Genomic DNA, 20648 nt, shown 5'->3' with positions numbered 1-20648 from the left:
ACGGAACCGCTTGACCTTCTCTGCTGACCAACTCGAGGCACGTCGAAATAATAGAAGAAAATCCCACCGCCATTGGACATTCACCACGCGTGTCCCGACTCGAACCTCGCCAGGGAGCAGCCTAAGTTAGCGGTATTGCCCGCCCGGCGAGGGCAATCTCTTGATCTTTTCCCCTCACCCTGCGACAGCAACGGACGCGCGTGGCCGCGCTCTGTGCACCCCACCCTCGCCCCGATCCTTGAGTGTTCGCGGTCCCAGCGCCGGGTCAAGGCGGGATAGATGCCTTGACCCGGCCCCGGAACCGCAAGTGCGGCTGGGGACCGGGGCGAGGGAGGGGTGTGGGCGTGGGGTGATTCCGGTTGCGTTGCCGGGTTGCCGTGTGTGGGGTGGTGCGTCAACCCCGCAGGAAATCCCGCGAGCCCACGATCACCCGCGCCGGCTAGGTCAGCCTCGCCAGGTCGCCGTCGGTGAAAACCGGCAGTTTTTCCTTCCGTGACAGGAAATGCGTGAAGATCAGCCCGAGGTACCCGGCGATCTCCGGGGTCTGTCGATGATCCACGCCGGCCACGATCTTCATGGTCCGGAACCTGTCCCACCGGCCGAACGGCGAGAGCAGCAGTGCCGGCAGCACTCAGCCGTACGTCTGTGTCCCCAGCCCGCCCGGGCGCAGCAACGCAAGCCGCTCAACCCGCTGTGGGCGCCGCGTGGCGTAGTCGAGTGCGAGCCCCGACGATCGACACCTTGTCCAGCCCCAGCCCGCCGAGCACGTCGTCCAGCCACAGTGCGTAGGCGTCGGAGCCGAGCCTGGCTCGCCGATCTGTCGATCGCGTGCACCCGGAGTCCTTCGACCACGACTCGACATCGTCGCGCCACATCGCGGCGTTGCTGCCCGAACCGTGCAACAGGACCAGCGCCGGTGCGTTCTCGGGGCCGCTCACCAGCACGAACGTCTCGCCCTCGCGAGTCGGCACGCGTAAGTGCCGCGCCGGGACCGGCCAGCCGTCGAGGACTTCCTGGTACTGCGCGAGGATCGCGAGCCTGCCGGCCTCCGTTTTGTAGCGCCGAGCAGATCCTCCAGATCTTCCCGCGCGATCCGGTACTACTTCCCGATCCGCCCGGCCGTGAGCCCCGTCGCAGCCCGAGTTGCTCGGCCATAACGTCCCTATCGAAGGGAAGGGTAGGTCATTTTACGGAAGGTCAGGCGTGGATCCAGCTGGCGAACATCGCCGGGCAGGCGGCGAGCAGGCTGTAGCGCACGAAACGGCCGGCCAGCCCGGCGCCGACGAACGTGGACATCCGCATGTCCACCAGCCCGGCCAGCACCGTGGTCGCCATGAACGGCGGCAGGCCGACGACGGAGCTGACCCCGTAGGTGCCGGTCATCCAGTGCGGATGCCGGTGGCAGCGTTCGCGCAGCGCCTCCACCTTGCCGCGCAGCCACTTCGTGCGGGCGTGCCACTTGTCGCGCGTGCGGCTGGGCGGGCGCTGCCGGTGCAGCCGGTCGTGCAGGAAGGGCGGCAGCTTGATCGAGCCGCGGGCGGCCAGGTAGTAGAGGAACTTGCCGGCCATCTGCCCGATCGAAACCGCGGCGCCGACGAGGAACCAGCCCATCCCGGGTTCGCTGGCCACCAGGCCGACCACGAACACCTCGACACTGATCACCGGGAGGAGCGCCGAGGAGAAGGCGACACCGAGCGTCAGGCAATACCAGCCCAGCATCGTGTCTCCTCGGGTCTAGGCGACGGCGTGACGGTCACCACGTAGGACGGGCGGGGGAGCGGGGTGGTTCACCGTACTAGTGACTTTCTTCCGCGCGCCAGGTGGTCGGAGGGGTGGGATTTCCCTTGTACTCTGCTCTTTTTGCGGTGATTCCCGGGTAAGGCCGTCGCTGCCGGTGACGATGGCCGCCTGCCGACCACCGGCTCGTCACTTTCCGTCCACCTGGCACTGGAAACCTGGCGCGGTGCGGGACAGGTCCGGCGGCGCGCCGGAAAAATTCACGAGGTTGTGCGCGGCCGCGGTGCGGCGGCTGCCCTTCGGGCTTTCGGCCGTGGTCGCGCCCAGTATGCTCGGGTTCGCGGTGATCAACAGCTGCACCTTCGCCGTCGACCTCGCCCTGCTCACCCTCGGTCACGGAGTGCTGGGGCTGCCGCTACCGGTCAGCGTCACGCTCGCCTACGTGCTCGCCTTCTCACTCAGCTTCGTGCTCAACCGCGGCATGAACTTCCGCTCGCACGCGCCCGTCGGCAGACAGGCGATCCGCTACGCCGTCGCGATCGCGGTCAACTACTTCGCCTTCATCCTCGGCCTCGGTGCCGGCCTCGCCGCGCTGGGCATGGAATACCACCTTTCCCGCATCGTCGCCGGCGCCGCCGAGGCGGTGTTCCTGTACTGCGCGCTCCGCTGGGTGGTGTTCGCCGACACGCCCGGCAAGGGGACCCGGTCGAGCGCCCCGACACGCGGGCAACCAAGATAGAGTCCGCCGCGTTTGTTTCGTGGTACATCTCGTGGCCGGGACCTGGGAGAGGCGAGTTGAGAGCTGCCATCGCGACATTGAGGCATGGGAGTGCCATCGAACGCCTGCGCCTGGCCGGGGGCACGCTGCTGGGCCTGGTGCTGTTCGCCGCACTGGCGTACTACGCGCACGGCATCAACAAGTGGCCGACCGACGTCGACGTGTACCGCCTCGGCGCGGACACGTTCCTCAAGGGCCACTCGATCTACACCCAGCTCCCGGTTTCGCCGGTGGGCGGCGCGCTGCCGTACACGTACCCGCCGTTCTCGGCGGTGCTGTTCACCCCGCTCGCGATCATCCCGCCGCACATCGGCTACCCGCTGCTGACCGGGTTCACCTGCCTGTGCCTGTTCCCCATCCTCTGGGCGTACAAGAAGAGCTCGCCCGAGCTGGCCAAGTACCTGACCAAGGGCTGGATGGTCGTCGCCGGTGCCTGCGTGTTCGTCGTGGCGCACCCGGTGGCGAACACGATCTTCTGGGGCCAGATCAACGTCATCCTGATGATGCTGGTCGCGGTGGACTGCCTGTGGCCGAACCCGAAATGGCCGCGCGGCGTGCTGATCGGCATCGCGGCCGCGGTGAAGCTGACCCCGGCCGGGTTCGTGCTGCTGTTCCTGCTGCGCAAGGACTTCCGCGCGGTCGTCACGAGCTTCCTCAGCTTCTGCGCGTGCACCGCGATCGCGTTCGTGCTGATGCCGCACGACTCGTGGCTGTACTGGACCGACCGGGTCTTCAACGCCACGGGCATGAACATCGGCCCGATCCACGCCAACGAGTCGGTCACGGCCAGCTTCGAGAAGCTCGGCCTCGGCGGCCACACGCTGACCCTAGTCGGCGGGATCGGCGTGCTGCTCGTCGTGGCCATGACGTGGCTGGGCACCAAGCGCGCCCTCGACGACGGCAACATCGCGATGGCACTGGGCGTGAACGCCACCGGCGTGCTGCTGGTGTCCCCGATCTCGTGGTCGCACCACTGGGTGCTGGCGCTGCCCACGGCGGCGCTGATCATGGTGATGGGCGTGCAGAAGCACAACTGGTGGCTGCTGTTCTCCGGCTGGGTCGGCGTGGTGATCCTCTGGCTCGCCCCGCACTACCAGGTCCCGCTGGAGTACCAGATCTGGAGCTTCCCGCAGAAGGTCGCGGGTTCGAGCTACCAGATCATCGCGGTGATCTTCCTGATCGTGATGACCGTGCGCTGGTTCCGCGGCCGCGGCAAGGCACGCTCAGCCGCCGACGAGCTCGACTTCGAGCTGGCCGGTCAGGCGGACCTCGCGCAGCCGGCGCTGGCCGGTGTCGAGCGTGCGAACAGTGCCGTCGGGACGCCAGCCGGCGCGGCGGAAGAAGCCCAGTGACGCCGAGTCGGATTCGGCGACCCAGCTGATCCCTCGCTCGGCGCCCCGCCGGCGCAACCCGGCGGCGGCGTCGGCGAGCAGCCTCCCGCCGTGCCCGCGGCGGCCCCAGCGCGGTTCCACCAGGATCGTGGCGATCAGGCCGGTCCGCGCGGCGTCCTCGGGCAGCTCGCCGGAGGCGTAGGCCACCTCCTCGTCCGGGGCCGGGCCGGCAACGCAGAACCCGACGGTGAACGCGCCCTCGGTGGCCACGTGCACGGTGGTGTCCGGATGCGCGATGGCCTCGGCCCACTGTGCTTCGGCGCGCGCTTCCAGTTCGGCCAGTGCCTCCTCGCCCAGCATGTCCGCGTACGCGATGCGCCAGGTGACGCTCTGGATACGGGCGATTTCCGGGGCGTCGGCGGCGACGGCGGCGCGGACCGAGGGGGTGCTCATGGTCGCCGAACCTACCAATTCCGGCAGGCGCATTGCCCCGGGCAACCGGGTTCGCGACGATCGGCGCATGGTCAGCAGGCGCACGGCACTGGCGACCGGCGTCGGGGCGGCCGGTCTCGCCGCGGTGGCCGCACTGCTGCCGCCGAACCTGCGCAAGGTCATGGGCAGCGGGGTCAAACCCGCGGGCATCGAGCACGTGGTGGTGCTGACCCAGGAGAACCGCTCGTTCGACCACTATTTCGGCACGCTGTCCGGGGTCCGCGGTTTCGACGACCCGGACGCGCTGACGCTGCCCTCCGGGCGCTCGGTGTTCCACCAGCCCGACGAACGCAACCCCGACGGGTATCTGCTGCCGTTCCACCTGGACACCAAACGCACCAGCGCGCAGGCGATCCCATCGACCAGCCATGCGTTTTCGGTCCAGCACGACGCCTGCCACGACGGCCGGATGGACAGGTGGGTGCCCGCGCACCGCGCCTCCGACGGTGATGAGCACGGGCCTTACACGATGGGCTACTACACGCGCGACGACATCCCGTTCCACTTCGCGCTCGCCGAGGCGTTCACCGTCTGCGACGCCTACCACTGCTCGGTCCTCGGCCCGACCTGGCCGAACCGGCTGTACCTGTGGAGCGGCGGCATCGACCCCGGCGGCGCCGCGGGCGGGCCGGTCACCAGCAACGTGGTGCCTTCGCCGTATCGCTGGAAGACCTACCCGGAGCGGCTGACCGAGGCGGGCGTTTCCTGGCACGTCTACCAGGAGGAGGACGACTACGGCTGCAATCCGCTGGAGTTCTTCCAGTCCTATCAGGACGCCGGGACCGACTCCCCGCTGTATCAGCACGGGATGGCCATCGGACCGGCCGACCAGTTCGAACGGGACGCCCGCGAGGACCGGTTGCCGACGGTGTCGTGGATCGTGCCGACCGGGGCGCAGTGCGAGCACCCCGACTACCTGCCCGCCGCGGGCGCGGATTTCGTGGCCCGCAAGCTGGACGCCGTCGCGGCGAATCCCGACGTGTGGCGCAAGACGGTATTCATCCTCAACTACGACGAGAACGACGGGCTGTTCGATCACGTGCCACCGCCGTTGCCCGGGCGCGGTACCGACGGCGAGTTCGTCGGCGGGGTGCCGATCGGCGCCGGGTTCCGGGTGCCGTGCCTGATCGTCTCGCCGTGGACGCAGGGCGGCTGGGTGGCGCGCGAACGGTTCGACCACACGTCGGTGCTGCGGTTCCTGGAGCAGGTGACCGGGGTGGCCGAGCCCAACCTCACCGGCTGGCGGCGAGAGACGTTCGGGGATCTGTTGTCCGCCTTGGGAATGCCGTCGGGCGCACCGTTCCCGGCCTTGCCGAGCGTGAACGTCGCCGACGCCGAACGCGCGGTCGCGACCCTGCCGCCGGCGGTGGTGCCGGGGGCCCGGCAGGCGCCGCCGCACCAGGAACCGGGCGGCCGTAAGACGACCGCGGCCTACGTCCGGCCCGGCACGCGCAGCCGGGTGGCGGAAACCCTGACGACGCACCGGTTCGACTTCCCGGACGGTGTCGTGGGCACGAACTTCCCTGGCATCCCGCTCGCCGCCGCGACCGCGGGCCCGCCCGCCGCGGCGCCCGGGCGGGTCTACGTCGCGGGGATCACCGGCTTCCAGTTGCTCGTGCTCGACGGTGCGAGCTTTTCCTTGCTGCACGCGGTGGTCGCGGGCCCGAACCCGTACGGCGTGGCGACGGACGGGACGCGGATCTTCGTGACGAACTCCGGGGCCGCTGACGTGTCGGTGTTCGACCCGGCGACGAACACCATGACCGGCCGGATCGCGGTCGGGGCGGGCCCGCACGGGATCACGGTGTCCGATCAGGAGGTTTTCGTCGCGAACACGGGCGCCGGGACGGTTTCGGTGCTGGGTTCCGGTGAGATCGAGGTCGGCGCCGCGCCGCAGTCTGTCGCCGTCGTCGGTTCGACGTTGTATGCGAGCTGCGCGGATGGGTTGTCCATTGTGGACTTGGAGACGAGGCGGGTGCGCGCCCGGCTGCCCGAGCTCGCGCGGGCCCGCGGTCTCGGGCTTTCGCCGGACGGCGCGCGGTTGTACGTAACGCTCCCGGACGAGAACACTGTTGCCGTTGTCCTGCGGGGCAAGGTGACCGACCGGATCGCGGTGGGCCGGGCGCCGTGGCAGGTCACGTTCCGCCCGGACGGGGCGTTCGCGTACGTCTGCAACGCCAACGACGACACGATCTCGGTGCTCGACCCCGCCAGCGGCACCGTGGCCGCGACGATCGCCGTCGGCCACGTGCCCACGGGCGTGCACGCCACCGGCGGCATCCTGTGGGTCAGCACCAACGCTTCCTGCACCGTTCAGGCCGTGGACCTGGCCTCCCGGCGGGTGCTCGCGACCGTGCCGGTGGGGCTGTCGACCCAGCCCGCGGGGATCGCCGTGCTGTAGGCCCCGAAAACTGTCGGTGGGTGCTGGCACGATGTCACTCGATGGACACGATGAGTGTGGCGGTCGCGCGGCGGGTCGCGCTGGCCGCCCAAGGGTTCGCCGATCCAAGGCCGGAAGCCGCCACGCGCAGGCACCTCAAGCGGGTGCTTTCGCGGGTGCAGCTGATCCAGCTCGACTCGGTGAACGTGGTGGTGCGCGCGCATTACGCGCCGCTGTTCGCCCGGCTCGGCGCGTATGACCAGGCGCTGATCGACGAGGCGGCGTGGCAGCCGAGCGCGCGCAAGCCGCGGTTGCTGGTGGAGACGTGGGCGCACGAGGCGAGCCTGATCCCGGTGGAGGACTGGCCGTTGCTGCGTTCCCGGGCGAAACGGGACGGCTGGTGGCGGCACTACCAGCCCATCCTGGAGCGCTCGCCCCAGCTGGCGGACGACATCCTGGCCGTGGTCAAGGAGCTCGGCCCGGTCGGCGCGGGGCGGATCGAGCGCGAGGTGGTCGGGGAGTCGCAGCGCACCCCGGGGCCGTGGTGGGACCGCTCGGAGGTGAAGAAGGTCTGCGAGTACCTGTTCGGCATCGGGCAGCTGACCACGGGCAGCCGGAAGTCGTTCGAGCGGCTGTACGACCTGACGGAGCGGGTCATCCCGCCGGAAGTGCTGAGTCGCGAGGTCACTCCCGAGCAGGGCGCGCGCGAGCTGATCACGCGCGCGGCCGCGGCGCTCGGCGTGGCCACCGAGCCGGATCTGCGGGACTACTACCGGCTCGGCCCGCAGATCAGCCGGCAGGCCACGGTGGATCTGGTCGAGGCCGGGGTGCTGGAGCCGGTCCGCGTGCGCACGTGGCGGGCGCCGGCGTACCGGTTCGCGGGGGCGCGGCAGCCGCGGAAGATCACCGGGCGCGCGCTGCTGTGCCCGTTCGACCCGCTGATCTGGGAGCGGGCCAGGACGGAGCGGCTGTTCGACTTCCGGTACCGCATCGAGATCTACGTGCCGGGGCCGAAGCGGGTGTATGGCTACTACGTGTTCCCGTTCCTGCTCGACGGGGAACTGGTCGCGCGGGTGGACCTCAAGGCCGATCGCGCGGAAGGCGTGCTTCGCGTGCCGGGCGCGTTCGCCGAGCCCGGTGCCGACATCGCGCGCGTGGCCCCGGAGCTGATGGCCGAGCTGCGCCTGATGGCCGAGTGGCTGCAGCTCGACCGGGTCGTGGTGGGGGAGCGGGGTGATCTCGCGCCGGTGCTGCGCAGGCTGTGACGCCGTCCGTCTATTGTGGACAGTGACCGGGCCTGTTTCCGGCTAGGCTCGCTGTCATGACGAACGCCGTACCCGAGCCGTTCACCTCGCGCACAGATCCCGCGGAGTCGGCGAACCTCCGCGCGCGGCTGCGCGCGACACGATGGCCGGACTCGCCCGAGGACGCCGGGTGGTCACTCGGCACCGATGTCGGATACCTCCGCGAGCTCGTCGCCTACTGGGCGGACGAGTTCGACTGGGCGGCGCAGGAGGCGGCGCTCTCGAAGCTGCCCCGTTTCCGTGTCACGCTCGGCGGTCTCGGGATTCACTTCGTCCACGTCCGTGCCGCGGCGGCAGGATCCGCGCTCCCGCTCGTACTCTGCCACGGCTGGCCCGATTCGTTCTGGCGGTACTCGAAGGTCATCCCGCTGCTCACCGATCCCGGCGCGCACGGCGGCGATCCCGCCGACGCGTTCGACGTGGTCGTGCCCGACATGCCGGGCTACGGGTACTCCGAACGCCCCACCGCGGAGATCCCCGACACGATCGCCGTGGCGGGTATGTGGGCCGAGCTGATGAGCGTGCTCGGCTATTCGCGGTTCGGCGCCGCTGGCGGGGACATCGGCAGCGGCGTGGCCCGTTTCCTCGCGCTCGACCACCCCGGCCGGGTTGTCGCGGTGCACCGCATGGACGCGGGATTGCCGGTCTTCACGGGCGATCCGGCGGCGCTGACGGCGGAAGAGCGCGACTTTCTCGACGAGGCCGCGGCCTGGGGTGCGGCCGAGGGTGCCTACGGCGCGATGCACCGCACGAAGCCACAAACGGCCGCCGTCGGGCTCACCGACTCCCCGGCCGGGCTCGCCGCGTGGATCGTCGAGAAGCTCCGGGCGTGGAGCGATTGCGACGGGGACGTCGAGCGGAGCTTCACCAAGGACGAGATCCTCACGAACGTCACGCTCTACTGGCTCACGGGCACGATCGGCTCGTCGATGCGCATGTACAACGTCAATTCCAGGATTCCGCGCGAGCAGCACGCCCGCCGGGTGGAGGTGCCGTCCGGCTTCTCGCTTTTCCCGGGCGACCTCATGCATCCGCCCCGGGCCTGGCTCGATCGCATCGCGAACGTCGTGCACGCGACGGAACAGCCGCGGGGCGGGCATTTCGCGCCGTTCGAGGAGCCCGAGCTGTACGTGCAGGAGTTGCGCGAGTTCTTCCGCCCCTACCGCGTAGCGACATAAGCGAGGGGTGTCCCCGAAGCCCGGCCGGCGGCTGCCGGCGATTGCGGCCTGTCCTCCGGATTCGCCGGGCGCGGCCCGGGAACTTCGGGAACACCCCCTGCCCCCTGGAAACCGCGCTACTGGGGTGCGCGGGTGAGCATTGCGGCACCGGAGCCGGTGCGGGCACGGATGCGCAGCGGCACCTCGCCCGCCGGCTGCTCCAGCTCCACGTCGAGTTCGCTGGAAACCTTGCCGCTACTGGAAGTCAGGTCCACCTCGGCGACCACGCCCGGCCGCACGCCGACCCGGATCTCGCCGGAACCGGTGATCAGCTCGAGCGAACCGGAAGCGGCGTCGGCCACGGACAGATCGCCGCTGCCGCTGCGCGCCATGATCTCGCCGGATGCCGCGCCCAGCCACACATCGCCGGTGCCGGTGGCCAGTGTCGCCGAGCCGGACAGCGAAGACGCCTCCACGTCACCGCTGCCGGTGCGCAGCTGCAGCCCGCCCAGCGTCGGGCCGAGCCGGATCGCGCCGGAGCCGGTGCGCACGATGGCCGGCCCGTCGACCCGGTCCAGCTTCACCTCGCCGGCACCGGTCAGCACGTCGGCACGCCCGCTGGCGCCGGTCACCGTGACGTCGGCCGAACCGGCCCGCACCTCCAGCCGCGAACCGGCGGGCGCGCGCACCACGACGCCGAGCGGAATGTTGCGCAGTGGCAAGGCTTTCGGCGCGCGGATCACGATGCGGTTGCCGGTCTGCTCCACCCGCGTCTCCCGCACCGCCTCGGCCGCGGAGCCGCGCAGGTCGCCGAACTGGTCGCCGAAGCGTTCGCTGACCCAGTTCAGCAGGTTGTTCATCCCCTGTGCCCACGGCTCGCGGACCTCCGGGTCGTGCCGCACTTCGACGATCGCCTCGGTGGTGTCCGGCTCCAGTTCGACGGTGATCCGGCCGAGCGTGACGCTCACGTCCAGCTCCACCGGCCCGTCCACGAGGAACACCTGGCTTTCCACCAGTTCCTCCGGTTGCTCGGTCATGGTCATCCCTTCACCCAGCCATGCAGGTGCGAGTCGGTGCTGCGGCCCTGGCGGGATTTGCGCTCACCCTTGCCGGGGAACTGGGACGAGCCGTGCAGCGCCCCCTGGACCGCCTGGGAAATGAACGTGTTCAGCGAAACCCCCTGCGCGGCGGCGGCCTGCTCGGCCTGCCCCTTGATCTGCTCGACCATGCGCAGGGTCATCCGGGCGATGTTGTCGCTGCCTTCGCCCGACATCAGCGGGTTCGGCGGTGGAGGCGGTGGCGGTGGGGGCGCCTGCTCGGCGCCCGGCGCGGAGGTGACCACGACGCGGACGTCCCGGCCGTCGAGCCGGACCTCCACGACGTGCTCCGGCAGATGCGTGGTGACCTCGGCGGCGAGGTCGGCGAGCGCGTTCATCAGCGCCAGCCGCACCGCCGGCTCCAGTGCCGCGGAGAGCACGGCCGCCGCCCGCCGGGTCTGCTCGTCACCGGCGGACGCGGTGGCGGCGAGATCCTCGCGGAGGCTGGTGATGTACGGCGTCAGATCCATGACACCACTATGACGTCACCTGTGGTGTCAGTCAAGGTGCGAAATGGTGCCGGGGCGCCTTCACCGGGACCAGGCCGGTGGCCGGTTACGCTGCTGGGGACGCAAAGGGGAAGGAGCGCGAACGTGGCCGAGACGGTTTCGCCCAAGGTGCAGTTGATCGCGAAGACAGAGTTCTTCCCGCCGGAGGATGTGCCGTGGTCCACCGACGCCGACGGCGGCCAGGCGCTGGCCGAGTTCGCCGGCCGGGCCTGCTACCAGTCCTGGAAGAAGCCCAACCCGAAGACCGCGACCAACGCCGGGTACATCGACCACATCATCGAGGTCGGCCACCTTTCGGTGCTGGAGCACGGTTCGGTCAGCTTCTACATCACCGGCATCTCCCGCTCGCTGACGCACGAGCTGATCCGGCACCGGCATTTCTCGTACTCGCAGCTGTCCCAGCGCTACGTCCCCGAGCGCAACGCCGCTTTCGTCGAGCCGGACGTCATCGCGCAGGACCCGGAGCTGCACGAGAAGTTCCTGAAGGCCGCGCAGGCCAGTGTGGACGCCTACACCGACCTGCTCGCCGGGCTGGAGGAGAAGTTCGCCGACGCGCCCAGTGCCACCCTGCGCCGCAAGCAGGCCCGCCAGGCCGCCCGCTCGGTGCTGCCGAACGCCACCGAGACCCGCATCGTGGTGAGCGGGAACTACCGCGCCTGGCGGCATTTCATCGCCATGCGCGCCACCGAGCACGCCGACGTCGAGATCCGCCAGCTGGCCGTGGAATGCTTGCGGCATCTGCAAAAGGCGGCGGGCAACGTGTTCGCCGACTTCACCATCTCGACGCTGCCCGACGGCACCGAAGTCGCTTCCAGCCCCAAGGTGCTCGAGGGGTGAAACGGCTCGCCATCGACGTTCAGCCGGGGGAGTACACCGTCGCGAGGCTGGCGCCGGACGCGGCGGTTCCGCCCGGGTTCCTCGACGGGCCCGGGTTCGTCTCGGTCACCCGCACCCCGGCGGAACTGTCCATCATCTGCGCCGCCGGGGACGTGCCGGAGGGCGCCAGCACGGAGGCCGGCTGGCGCCTGCTGACAGTGCGCGGCCCGCTGGCGTTCATGCTCACCGGCATCATCGCGGCACTGGCCAGCGAGCTGGCGGCGGCTGGGGTCGCGCTGTTCACCCTGTCCACCTTCGACACCGACCACGTGCTGGTGAAGAAGGCCGACCTCGATCGCGCCGTCCAGGCGCTGCGAGCCGCCGGGCACGAAGTGGCGCTGCCTGCCTGACAAAAGCCGCGAGCAAGCCCAGCTGTGTTTCCCATTACCAATCCGACGGCAGTGACGGCGGAAATGGGTTTCTCTGCGCAGGCCGGGCTGCGGATCCGTATCCGCCTGCTTTCGGCTGGATCGGTAACCGTCCTCTATACACGGAAGTTCGCCACGCCTAACATTTGAGTTGGGGCAGGCGACAACGGGGCGGGGAGGTGGCTCGATGGCACTGACGGAGGCGGACCGCTCGAAACCGGCGCGGTTCCGCGCCGGCACGGCGCTGCTCGGGCCTGCCTTCGTCGCCGCGATCGCCTACGTCGACCCCGGTAACGTCGCGGCGAACGTCAGCGCCGGTGCCCAGTTCGGGTACCTGCTGGTCTGGGTCATCGTGGCGGCCAACCTGATGGCCGCGCTGGTGCAGTACCTCTCGGCCAAACTCGGCCTGGTCACCGGCCTTTCGCTGCCGGAGGCGATGCGCGAGCGGATGCCGCGCGGCGGGCGGCTGGCCTACTGGGCACAGGCCGAGCTCGTCGCGGTGGCCACCGACCTGGCCGAGGTGGTCGGCGGCGCGATCGCGCTGAACCTGCTGTTCCGGTTGCCGCTGCTGGCCGGCGGGCTGATCACCGGCGTGGTCTCGATGGCGCTGCTGCTGGTGCAGGACCGGCGTGGCCAGCGGCCGTTCGAGCGGGTGGTGACCGGGCTGCTGGCGATCATCGCGATCGGCTTCCTGGCCAGCGTGTTCGTCGAACCGCCCGACGCCGCGGGGCTGTTCGGCGGTCTGGTGCCGGGATTCGACGGCTCGGAAAGCGTGCTCATCGCGGCGGCCATGCTCGGCGCGACGGTGATGCCGCACGCCGTCTACCTGCACTCCGGCCTGGCGCGCGACAGGCATGGCCACCCCGAAGGCAGCAGGCTCAAGCGAATGCTGCGGATCACCCGGGTCGATGTCGGGCTCGCGATGCTGCTGGCCGGTGCGGTGAATCTGTCGATGCTGCTGCTCGCCGCCGTCAATCTGCAGGGACTGTCCGGAGTGGATTCGATCGCCGGCGCGCACGCGGCCGTTGCCACGACGCTCGGCGGCGCGGTCGCGCTGCTGTTCGCGCTGGGCCTGCTCGCTTCCGGGCTCGCCTCCACCTCCGTCGGCGCCTACGCCGGCGCGATGATCATGCAAGGCCTGCTGCGCAAGCGGATTCCGATCCTGCTGCGCAGGCTGATCACCCTCGCGCCCGCCATCGTGGTGCTCGCGATCGGGGTGGACCCGTCGCGCGCGCTCGTGGTGTCACAAGTGGTGCTCTCGTTCGGCATCCCGTTCGCGCTCATCCCGCTGGTGCGCCTGACCAGCGACCGCCGGCTGCTCGGCGACGCGGTGAACCACCGCGTGACCACGGCCTTGGCCTGGCTGGTCGCGGCCGTGATCGTCGTGCTCAACGTCGCGTTGCTGTACCTCACTTTCGCGGGCTGACCTTGCGGGGAACCGCCCGGGCGTCCGGGTGGTCGGACTACCATCCGTGCAGTCCGCACCGAGGAAGGGCCCCGCCACGTGACCAACGAGCAGACGACGCAGCGGGCGAACACGCCCACCCCCCGGGTGATCGCGGGGCGCTACGCCTTGCTGGCCGAACTCGGCCGCGGCGGGATGGGCGTGGTCTGGCGCGGCGAGGACAGGGTGATCGGTCGGCAGGTCGCGATCAAGGAGCTCCGGCTGCCCGACGGCGCGGAGGACTCCGTACCCGCCGAACGCGTGCTGCGCGAGGTGCGCACCGCGGGCAGGCTCAACGACCCGGCCGTGGTGACCGTGTTCGACGTGGTGTCCGAGGGCGGCGGCACCTTCATCGTGATGGAACTGGTCGAGGCGCCGACGCTGTCGGAACTGGTGCGCCGCAACGGCCCGCTGCCCGCCGCGCAGGCCGCGTCGATCGGCATGCAGGTGCTCACCGCGCTGCAGGCGGCGCATGGCAACGGGATCGTGCACCGCGACGTCAAGCCCGGCAACATCATGGTCTCGGCCAACGGCCGGGTGAAACTCACCGATTTCGGGATCGCGCAGGCGATCGACGATCCGCGGCTGACCACGAGCGGGATGATCGTCGGCTCGCCGGCGTTCATGGCCCCGGAACGGGTCGAGGGCAAGGAGGCGCTGCCCGCCTCGGATCTGTGGTCGCTGGGCGCCACGCTGTACTTCGCGGTGGAGGGCGTGCTCGCGTTCGAACGGCCGACCACGGCGGCCACCCTGCACGCGATCGTGAACGAAATCCCTTACCTGACAAGGATTCAGGGCCCGCTCGCGTCGGCGATCATGGGCCTGCTGGTGGCCAGCCCGGACGGGCGGATCAGCGCGGCGCAGGCCAACCAGCTGCTCGGCATGGCCGCCACGCCGCCCGCGCAGCACACTCCGCCGGCCGGCCACACCGCGCTGTGGCCGGCCCCGATGCCGACGATGCAGGCCCCCGCGCCGCCGAAACCGGGGCGGCGCAAGCTGTTCGTCTCGCTCGGCGCCCTCGCCGCGGTGGTGCTGCTGGCGGCCGGGTTCTTCCTCGGCGACTGGTGGGGCACGCCCAGGTCCACAACGGACCCGGCGATGCTGTCCACCTTGACCTACGGCGCCGGGGGAGACCTTGCCTCGTTCGGCACGAGCAGCTCCTACAGCTGTTACAACGGCAGGCTCACCCCGGGCTACAACATCTCCTCCGACAACGCGGTCAGCTGCGACAAGGCGCACGACTTCGAGCTCTACGACACTTCCACCGCGCTCGGCAACAGCTCCAGTTCGGACGCGGTGGCCGCGAGCTACCCGGGCACCGACGCTCTGGCCCGCGCCGCCGAGGGCCGGTGCGCGATGACCTTCAACTCGAACGTGATCGACACGAAGGCCCGGCCCGAGCTGAACTTCCGCGCGCTCATCCCGACAAAACAGCTGTGGGAGCAGGCGCCCGGCGAAACCTACAGCCCGGCCGCGCGCAGCATCTACTGCGCCGTCACGCGCAAGGACTCGACGCAGCTGACCGCGGGCGTCGCCTACGACGTCAAGTAGCGGGAGAAGTTCCGGCCGCGCGGGGCGCTCGCGCGGGATTCTCCGGCCACCGCCGCCGCTCGCCTGCGGATCGTGCCGTTCCGGCAGGTCGTCGCGGAGAAGCGGCCCCGAACGAGGTACCGTCAGGGCATGTCCACTCCACCTACCGCAGCCCCCGGCAGGCCGTTCGGGCGCGTGCTCACCGCGATGGTCACCCCCTTCGACGAGCAGGGTGGCGTGGACCTGAAGCGGGCGCAGGAGCTCGCCGAGCACCTGGTGGACCTCGGCAACGACGGGCTGGTCCTCAACGGCACCACCGGCGAGAGCCCGACCACCACCGACGCCGAGAAGTCCGACCTGATCCGCGCCGTGGCCGAAGCCGTCGGCGAACGCGCGACCATCGTCGCCGGGGCCGGCACGTACAACACGGCACACAGCGTGGAACTGGTGCAGCAGGCCGAAAAGGCCGGCGCGCACGGCGTCCTGCTGGTCACCCCGTACTACTCGCGGCCTTCGCAGGCCGGGCTGATCGCGCACTTCACCACGGTCGCGGACGCGACCGGGCTGCCGGTGATGCTCTACGACATCCCGCCGCGCTCCATCGTGCCGATCGAGGTCGACACCTTGCGCCGGCTCGCCGAGCACCCGCGGATCCTCGCGGTCAAGGACGCCAAGGGCGATCTGCTGGCAGGCAGCGAGGTCATCGCGAACACGCACCTGGCCTACTACTCCGGCGACGACGCGCTTAACCTGCCGTGGCTCTCGGTCGGCGCCACCGGCGTGGTCAGCGTGATCGGGCACGTGGTCGCGGGCCGCATCCGCGCCATGCTCGACGCGTACGAAGACGGCGACACCTCCACCGCGCGCACCAACCACCGCGGGATGCTGCCGGTGTTCCGGGCGATGTCCCGGGTCGGCGGCGTGGTGTTCTCGAAGACGGCGCTCGCGCTGCGCGGCCACCCGGTGGGCGGGCCGCGGCTGCCGATCGTGCCGGCGACCGAGGACCAGGTGGAGGCTATCGCCGCGGACCTCACCCAGGCCGGGGTCCCCCTTGACGACACCCACGGCGGTGACTGGCACAGTTCGAGGGTCGCGCAAGCGGACTCGGCGGCGGCCTACGTCGCGCCGACCACCCACACCAGCGTAGGGACCATTCCTAGGTGACACAGCTTTCCCCGAAACCAGCAGGACCCGGACCGACCAACACCCCGCCCGCCCTGCCCGAAGGCGCGCTGCGCGTCGTCGCGCTCGGCGGCATCGGTGAGGTCGGCCGCAACATGACCGTTTTCGAGTACGGCGGCAGGCTGCTCATCGTCGACTGCGGGGTGCTCTTCCCCGAGGACGCGCAGCCCGGCGTGGACCTGATCCTGCCGGACTTCCGTGCCATCGAGGACCGGCTGGACGACATCGACGCCCTCGTGCTCACCCACGGGCACGAGGACCACATCGGCGCCGTCCCGTTCCTGCTGCGGATGCGCCCGGATCTGCCCGTCTACGGTTCGCGGTTCACCCTCGCGCTGCTGGAAGCCAAGTGCCGCGAGCACCGGCAGCGGCCGAAGCTGAACGAGGTCACCGAGGCCGAACGACGCACGGTGGGCCCGTTCGAGCTGGAGTTCTTCGCCGTCAACCACTCCATCCCGGACGCGCTGGCGGTGGGCATCCGCACCCCGGCGGGCGTGGTGCTGCACACCGGTGACATCAAGCTCGACCAGCTGCCGCTCGACGGCCGCCTCACAGACCTGGCCGGGTTCTCCCGGCTCGGCGACGAGGGCGTGGACCTGCTCTGCATCGACTCCACCAACGCCGAGGTACCCGGGTTCGTCACCCCCGAGCGCGACATCGGCCCGGTGCTCGACGACGTCATCGGCCGGGTCACCCAGCGGGTGATCGTGGCGTGTTTCGCCAGCCACGTGCACCGCGTGCAGCAGGTGCTGGACGCGGCGGTGCGGCACGGTCGACGGGTCGCGTTCGTGGGCCGCTCGATGGTCCGCAACATGGGCATCGCCGCGGACCTGGGGCTGCTGTCCATTCCCGAGGGCCTGCTGATCGATCTGGACCAGGCGGTGAACCTGCCGGAGACGCAGGTGCTGTTCGTGTCCACCGGTTCGCAGGGCGAGCCGCTGTCGGCGCTGTCGCGGATGGCGCGCGGGGAGCACAGGCAGATCTCCATCCGCGCCGGGGACACCGTGGTGCTGGCCAGTTCGCTGATCCCGGGCAACGAGACCGCGGTGTTCGGGGTGGTCAACGGTCTGGTGCGGCTGGGCGCGCACGTGGTACACCAGGGCAACGCGAAGGTACACGTGTCCGGGCACGCGTCCGCGGGCGAACTTCTGTTCCTGTACAACGCGATCCGCCCCAGCAACGTGATGCCGGTGCACGGCGAGTGGCGGCATCTGCGCGCCAACGGCGAGCTCGCGGTGCGCACCGGGGTGGCGCCGGAGAACGTGGTGCTGGCCGAGGACGGGGTGGTGGTCGACCTGGTCGACGGCCGCGCCCGCGCCATCGGCCGGGTCGAGGTCGGGCACGTGTACGTGGACGGCCTGTCGGTCGGTGACGTCGGCGAGTCCACCCTCTCGGACAGGCTGGTGCTCGGCGAGGGCGGGTTCATCGCGATCACCGTGGTGATCGACTCGGCGACCGGCCGCGCGGTGGGCACGCCGTCGTTGTCCGGGCGCGGTTTCTCCGACGACCCCAAGGCGCTCGACGCCGTGGTTCCGTTGGTGGAGATGGAACTTTCCCGCACCGAGGCCGAGGGCATCACCGAGAGCCACCGGATCGCCCAGGCGGTCCGGCGGGTGGTCGGCCGCTGGGTCGCCGAGACCTACCGTCGCCGTCCGATGATCGTGCCGACGGTCATCCCGGTCTAGTCCACCGGCGATCTTCGTCCTGATGGCGTAACGGGGACTGCTGCCACTGGTGCATCCGCGACGCGGTTTTCGCTCTAACCTTTACCTGGTTATCGATCCGACCGGTCGCGCGATCCGCAGGAGGCGATGCCGGTGGGCCAGCACGAGTCCGCCACCGGAGCCGGGCGACGACGTCGTAAAGCTGTCCTGGTCACCGCCCTCGTGCTGGTTCTGGGCGCCGCGAGCTGGGTGACCGTCGACGTCGTGACCCGGGACAAGGGCTGTCCCGCCACCGACGTCGTGCACATCGACGCGACCGCGGAAGTGGCCGCCGTGGTGGACCGGGTCGGCAGGCAGGTCGCCGGAGGACAGTGCTTCTCGTTCGAGGTGGACCAGCGGGACTCCGCCGCCGTGGCGCAGTCACTATCCACTTCGGACGGTTCGCGGCGGCCCGACGTGTGGATCCCGGACTCGACGGTGCGGCTGCGCGAGACGCACACCGCGGGCGCGGCCGACGTGCCCGAGTCCGGCTCCTCGATCGCCACTTCGCCCGTGGTGTTCGCGGTCACCGAGGCCGCGGCGAAAACCCTTGGCTGGCCCGGAAAACAGCCCAGCTGGGCCGGTCTGCTCGGTTCGTCGATCAGCATGGGCATGGTCGATCCCGGCCAGGACCCGGTCGGTGTCTCGGCGTTGCTCGGCGCGCAGAAAGCGCTTCCCGCCGGCGCGGACCCGGTGGCGGGAAGCGCCGCCGCGCTGCGCCGGCTCTCGCCGATCACCCTGCCCGGAGTGGACGATCTGTACGCGCGGCTGCCGTCCGCGGGCAGTTCGAAGCAGCCGATCAGCGCCCTTCCGGCGTCCGAAGTCTCGGTGCTGAACCACAACAGCCGGTCCGCGGTGGCCGCGACGACCGATCAGCTGATCGCGGTGTACCCGCCACAACCGGTGCCCTCACTGGATTTCCCGTTCACGGTGCTCGACAACGCGGGGCAGGCGCAGCGCGACGCGTCCGCGAAACTCCTGCGCGCCCTGTTGGCTCCGGACGCGCAGTCACAGCTCGCCGGCGCCGGGCTGCGCACCCCGGACGGGCGCACGCTGCTCGAACGGCCGCGGGACACGCACGTCAGCGGCCGGGATCAGCCGTTGGCCCCGATGCCTTCGGACGACGAGCTGACCGCGGTGCTCGGGCAGTGGGCCAAGATCAACCTCAGTTCGCGGGTGCGGGTGCTGATCGATGTCTCCGGTTCGATGAACGCGGTCGTGCCCGGTTCCGGCGGCCAGACCAGGATGCAGCTGACGGCCGACGCCGCCGCACGGGCGTTGACCCTGTTCAAACCCACGTCGGAGCTGGCGTCGTGGATCTTCTCGACGAACCTGGACGGGGACAGGGACTATCGCGAGATCATCCCGATGTCGCCGATCAGCGCGCAGCTCGCCGCCGGCGCGCCGGACAAGCTGCGCGCGTTGCGGGCCACCCCGGACGGGCAAACCGGGCTGTATGACTCGGTACTCGCCGCGTACCGGACCGCGCGGAGCGAATGGCAGGCCGGCCGGCTGAACCTGGTGATCGTGCTGACCGACGGGCGCAACGAGGATCCACACGGGATCACCCGCGAGCAGCTGCTGGCGGAACTGGCGAAACTGCAGGATCCCAAGCGTCCCTTGCCGATCATCGGGATCGGGCTGGGCACCGACGTCGATCCCGGCGAGCTGCGGGCGATCACCGCGGCGACCGGCGGGCACACGTTCGTCGCCCCGGACGCGACCAGGATCTCCGACGTGTTCTACGGGGCGCTGGCCGGTCTTTCCTGTGCCACGCCGAGCTGTTCGTGAGCCGCGTCCCGCACGAACTGTCTACTGTGGACGTTTTGCACGATGGTCGCGCCACCGAGCAGGACGACCGCGCCGAGCAGCTGTGGCCAGGTGAGTGACTCGCCGAGCAGCGCCCACGCGGTGGCCGTCGCGACGAGCGGTTCGAGCAGGCCCACCACGGACGCGACGGATGCCGGGAGATGCCGCAGCGCCGACGTGCCCAGCGCGTAGGCGAGCACGGTGGAGAACAGGGCGACCGCGACCAGCAGCACCCACACCGGCGGCTGCCACGGCCCCAATCCGGCGGGGGCGCTCAGGACGGCGGCCGGGAGGGTCCACGGCGGCGCGACCGCGCACACGGCGATCGCGCCGATCACCATGCCCCAGGTGACCACGCCCAGCGGATCCCGGGTGGTGGCCCCGTGCTCGCCGAACAGGAAGTACCCGGCCGAGCAGACGGCGGCGCCCAGCCCCGCGAGCAGGCCCATCGCGTCCAGGCTGAGCCCTTCCCAGATCCGGGCGACGAACGCGAGCCCGGTCATCGCCAGCGCGATGCCGAACCACATCCGGCCGGGCAGTTTCGTGCCCCGCAGCCGGGTCCACAGCGCGATCAGCACCGGTGACGTGAACTCCAGCAGGATCGCGACGCTGACCGGCAACCGCCCCGCCGCCACGAAGTAGCACAGCTGCACCCCGGCCACGCCGAGCAGGCCGTACCCGGCCAGCAGTGGCCATTCGTGCCGCCGCACCCGCAGCAGCCGCGGCCGGAACACCGCGGCCACGACCACCAGGACCAGTGCCGCGAGGCCGATCCGCGCGGCCGCGACCTGCTCGGGTGAGAGCCCGGCCAGCATCGCCGGTTTGGCTATGGTGCCGGAGCTGCCGAAACAGACCGACGAGAGCACGATCAGCAGCGTCCCCCGGCCGCGGTGCGGTGCGCGGGCGGGCGTGGCGAGGTCGGTGGCCATTTGCCCCAGGCTAAGCCGTGAC

General features: G+C 70.5%; 18 protein-coding genes and 1 pseudogene. 12 read left to right on the top strand and 7 right to left on the bottom strand.

Annotated features, from left to right (window positions below; all coding sequences use genetic code 11):
• Positions 1-439: 439 nt before the first annotated feature.
• The 3 genes from VHD82_RS14370 to VHD82_RS14360 all read right to left on the bottom strand — a co-directional run bounded on the left by VHD82_RS14370 (position 440) and on the right by VHD82_RS14360 (position 1719).
• On the bottom strand, positions 440-631 hold the full coding sequence (locus VHD82_RS14370; protein WP_325702602.1) for a hypothetical protein: 192 nt from the start codon (positions 629-631) through the stop codon (positions 440-442).
• Between the two features lie 52 nt (positions 632-683).
• Positions 684-971 carry an alpha/beta hydrolase gene (locus VHD82_RS14365; protein WP_325702599.1) on the bottom strand — a complete coding sequence of 96 codons (288 nt, stop codon included), beginning with the start codon at positions 969-971 and terminating at the stop codon, positions 684-686.
• A 226-nt stretch (positions 972-1197) separates the two neighbouring features.
• Complete coding sequence (locus VHD82_RS14360; protein WP_325702596.1) at positions 1198-1719, bottom strand: hypothetical protein; 522 nt, start codon at positions 1717-1719, stop codon at positions 1198-1200.
• Positions 1720-1963: 244 nt separating this feature from the next.
• On the opposite strand from VHD82_RS14360, the gene VHD82_RS14355 reads away from it, so the two are divergent.
• Both VHD82_RS14355 and VHD82_RS14350 read left to right on the top strand, forming a co-directional pair.
• The gene (locus VHD82_RS14355; RefSeq protein WP_325702593.1) at positions 1964-2476 is read left to right on the top strand and encodes a GtrA family protein; all 513 of its coding nucleotides are present in this window, start codon (positions 1964-1966) and stop codon (positions 2474-2476) included.
• Positions 2477-2613: 137 nt separating this feature from the next.
• Positions 2614-3459 (top strand): annotated as a pseudogene (locus VHD82_RS14350) (glycosyltransferase family 87 protein); the annotation flags it as partial.
• A gap of 279 nt (positions 3460-3738) precedes the next feature.
• On the opposite strand, the gene VHD82_RS14345 reads toward VHD82_RS14350, so the two are convergent.
• Positions 3739-4299 carry a GNAT family N-acetyltransferase gene (locus VHD82_RS14345; RefSeq protein WP_325702590.1) on the bottom strand — a complete coding sequence of 187 codons (561 nt, stop codon included), beginning with the start codon at positions 4297-4299 and terminating at the stop codon, positions 3739-3741.
• Between the two features lie 67 nt (positions 4300-4366).
• Here VHD82_RS14345 and VHD82_RS14340 point away from each other — a divergent pair, with 67 nt between their 5' ends.
• Genes VHD82_RS14340 through VHD82_RS14330 form a run of 3 tightly spaced genes read left to right on the top strand, consistent with a single transcriptional unit; the run spans position 4367 to position 9200 of the window.
• Positions 4367-6739 (top strand): alkaline phosphatase family protein, encoded by a 2373-nt coding sequence (locus VHD82_RS14340; protein WP_325702587.1) that lies wholly within the window; start codon positions 4367-4369, stop codon positions 6737-6739.
• Positions 6740-6780: 41 nt separating this feature from the next.
• The gene (locus tag VHD82_RS14335; RefSeq protein WP_325702584.1) at positions 6781-7983 is read left to right on the top strand and encodes a winged helix-turn-helix domain-containing protein; all 1203 of its coding nucleotides are present in this window, start codon (positions 6781-6783) and stop codon (positions 7981-7983) included.
• Between the two features lie 56 nt (positions 7984-8039).
• A complete protein-coding gene (locus VHD82_RS14330; protein ID WP_325702581.1) occupies positions 8040-9200 on the top strand; it encodes an epoxide hydrolase in 1161 nt (386 codons plus the stop codon).
• 116 nt (positions 9201-9316) lie between these two features.
• On the opposite strand, the gene VHD82_RS14325 is transcribed toward VHD82_RS14330, so the two are convergent.
• Both VHD82_RS14325 and VHD82_RS14320 read right to left on the bottom strand, forming a co-directional pair.
• Entirely contained in the window at positions 9317-10222 is a 906-nt protein-coding gene (locus tag VHD82_RS14325) for a DUF4097 family beta strand repeat-containing protein (protein WP_414637510.1), read from the bottom strand.
• Positions 10219-10746, bottom strand: coding sequence for a toxin-antitoxin system HicB family antitoxin (locus tag VHD82_RS14320; protein WP_325702575.1), 528 nt, complete (start codon positions 10744-10746; stop codon positions 10219-10221). The genes VHD82_RS14325 and VHD82_RS14320 overlap by 4 nt, the downstream gene beginning before the upstream one ends.
• A gap of 123 nt (positions 10747-10869) precedes the next feature.
• On the opposite strand from VHD82_RS14320, the gene thyX reads away from it, so the two are divergent.
• From thyX to VHD82_RS14285, 7 genes are all read left to right on the top strand, one after another.
• Positions 10870-11622 (top strand): FAD-dependent thymidylate synthase, encoded by a 753-nt coding sequence (gene thyX / locus VHD82_RS14315; RefSeq protein ID WP_325702572.1) that lies wholly within the window; start codon positions 10870-10872, stop codon positions 11620-11622.
• A complete protein-coding gene (locus tag VHD82_RS14310; RefSeq protein WP_325702569.1) occupies positions 11619-12011 on the top strand; it encodes an ACT domain-containing protein in 393 nt (130 codons plus the stop codon). Before thyX ends, VHD82_RS14310 begins: the two co-directional genes overlap by 4 nt.
• Positions 12012-12216: 205 nt before the next feature.
• On the top strand, positions 12217-13455 hold the full coding sequence (locus VHD82_RS14305) for an Nramp family divalent metal transporter (RefSeq protein ID WP_325702567.1): 1239 nt from the start codon (positions 12217-12219) through the stop codon (positions 13453-13455).
• 78 nt (positions 13456-13533) lie between these two features.
• Complete coding sequence (locus tag VHD82_RS14300) at positions 13534-15024, top strand: serine/threonine-protein kinase (protein ID WP_325702565.1); 1491 nt, start codon at positions 13534-13536, stop codon at positions 15022-15024.
• A 129-nt stretch (positions 15025-15153) separates the two neighbouring features.
• Positions 15154-16167: a 4-hydroxy-tetrahydrodipicolinate synthase gene (gene dapA / locus VHD82_RS14295; protein WP_325702562.1), complete on the top strand. Its 1014-nt coding sequence runs from the start codon at positions 15154-15156 to the stop codon at positions 16165-16167.
• Positions 16164-17870 (top strand): ribonuclease J, encoded by a 1707-nt coding sequence (locus VHD82_RS14290; RefSeq protein WP_325702559.1) that lies wholly within the window; start codon positions 16164-16166, stop codon positions 17868-17870. The genes dapA and VHD82_RS14290 overlap by 4 nt, the downstream gene beginning before the upstream one ends.
• Before the next feature lie 126 nt (positions 17871-17996).
• On the top strand, positions 17997-19679 hold the full coding sequence (locus tag VHD82_RS14285) for a substrate-binding and VWA domain-containing protein (RefSeq protein WP_325702556.1): 1683 nt from the start codon (positions 17997-17999) through the stop codon (positions 19677-19679).
• On the opposite strand, the gene VHD82_RS14280 is transcribed toward VHD82_RS14285, so the two are convergent.
• Positions 19631-20626 (bottom strand): EamA family transporter, encoded by a 996-nt coding sequence (locus VHD82_RS14280; RefSeq protein ID WP_325702553.1) that lies wholly within the window; start codon positions 20624-20626, stop codon positions 19631-19633. The genes VHD82_RS14285 and VHD82_RS14280 overlap by 49 nt on opposite strands.
• Positions 20627-20648 lie beyond the last annotated feature (22 nt).

Source organism: Amycolatopsis sp. (assembly GCF_035546795.1).
In the GTDB taxonomy this organism is placed as follows: Bacteria; Actinomycetota; Actinomycetes; order Mycobacteriales; family Pseudonocardiaceae; genus Amycolatopsis_E.
Note: the sequence above shows the minus strand (reverse complement) of the source record. Positions and strands in the feature narration are given on the sequence as shown.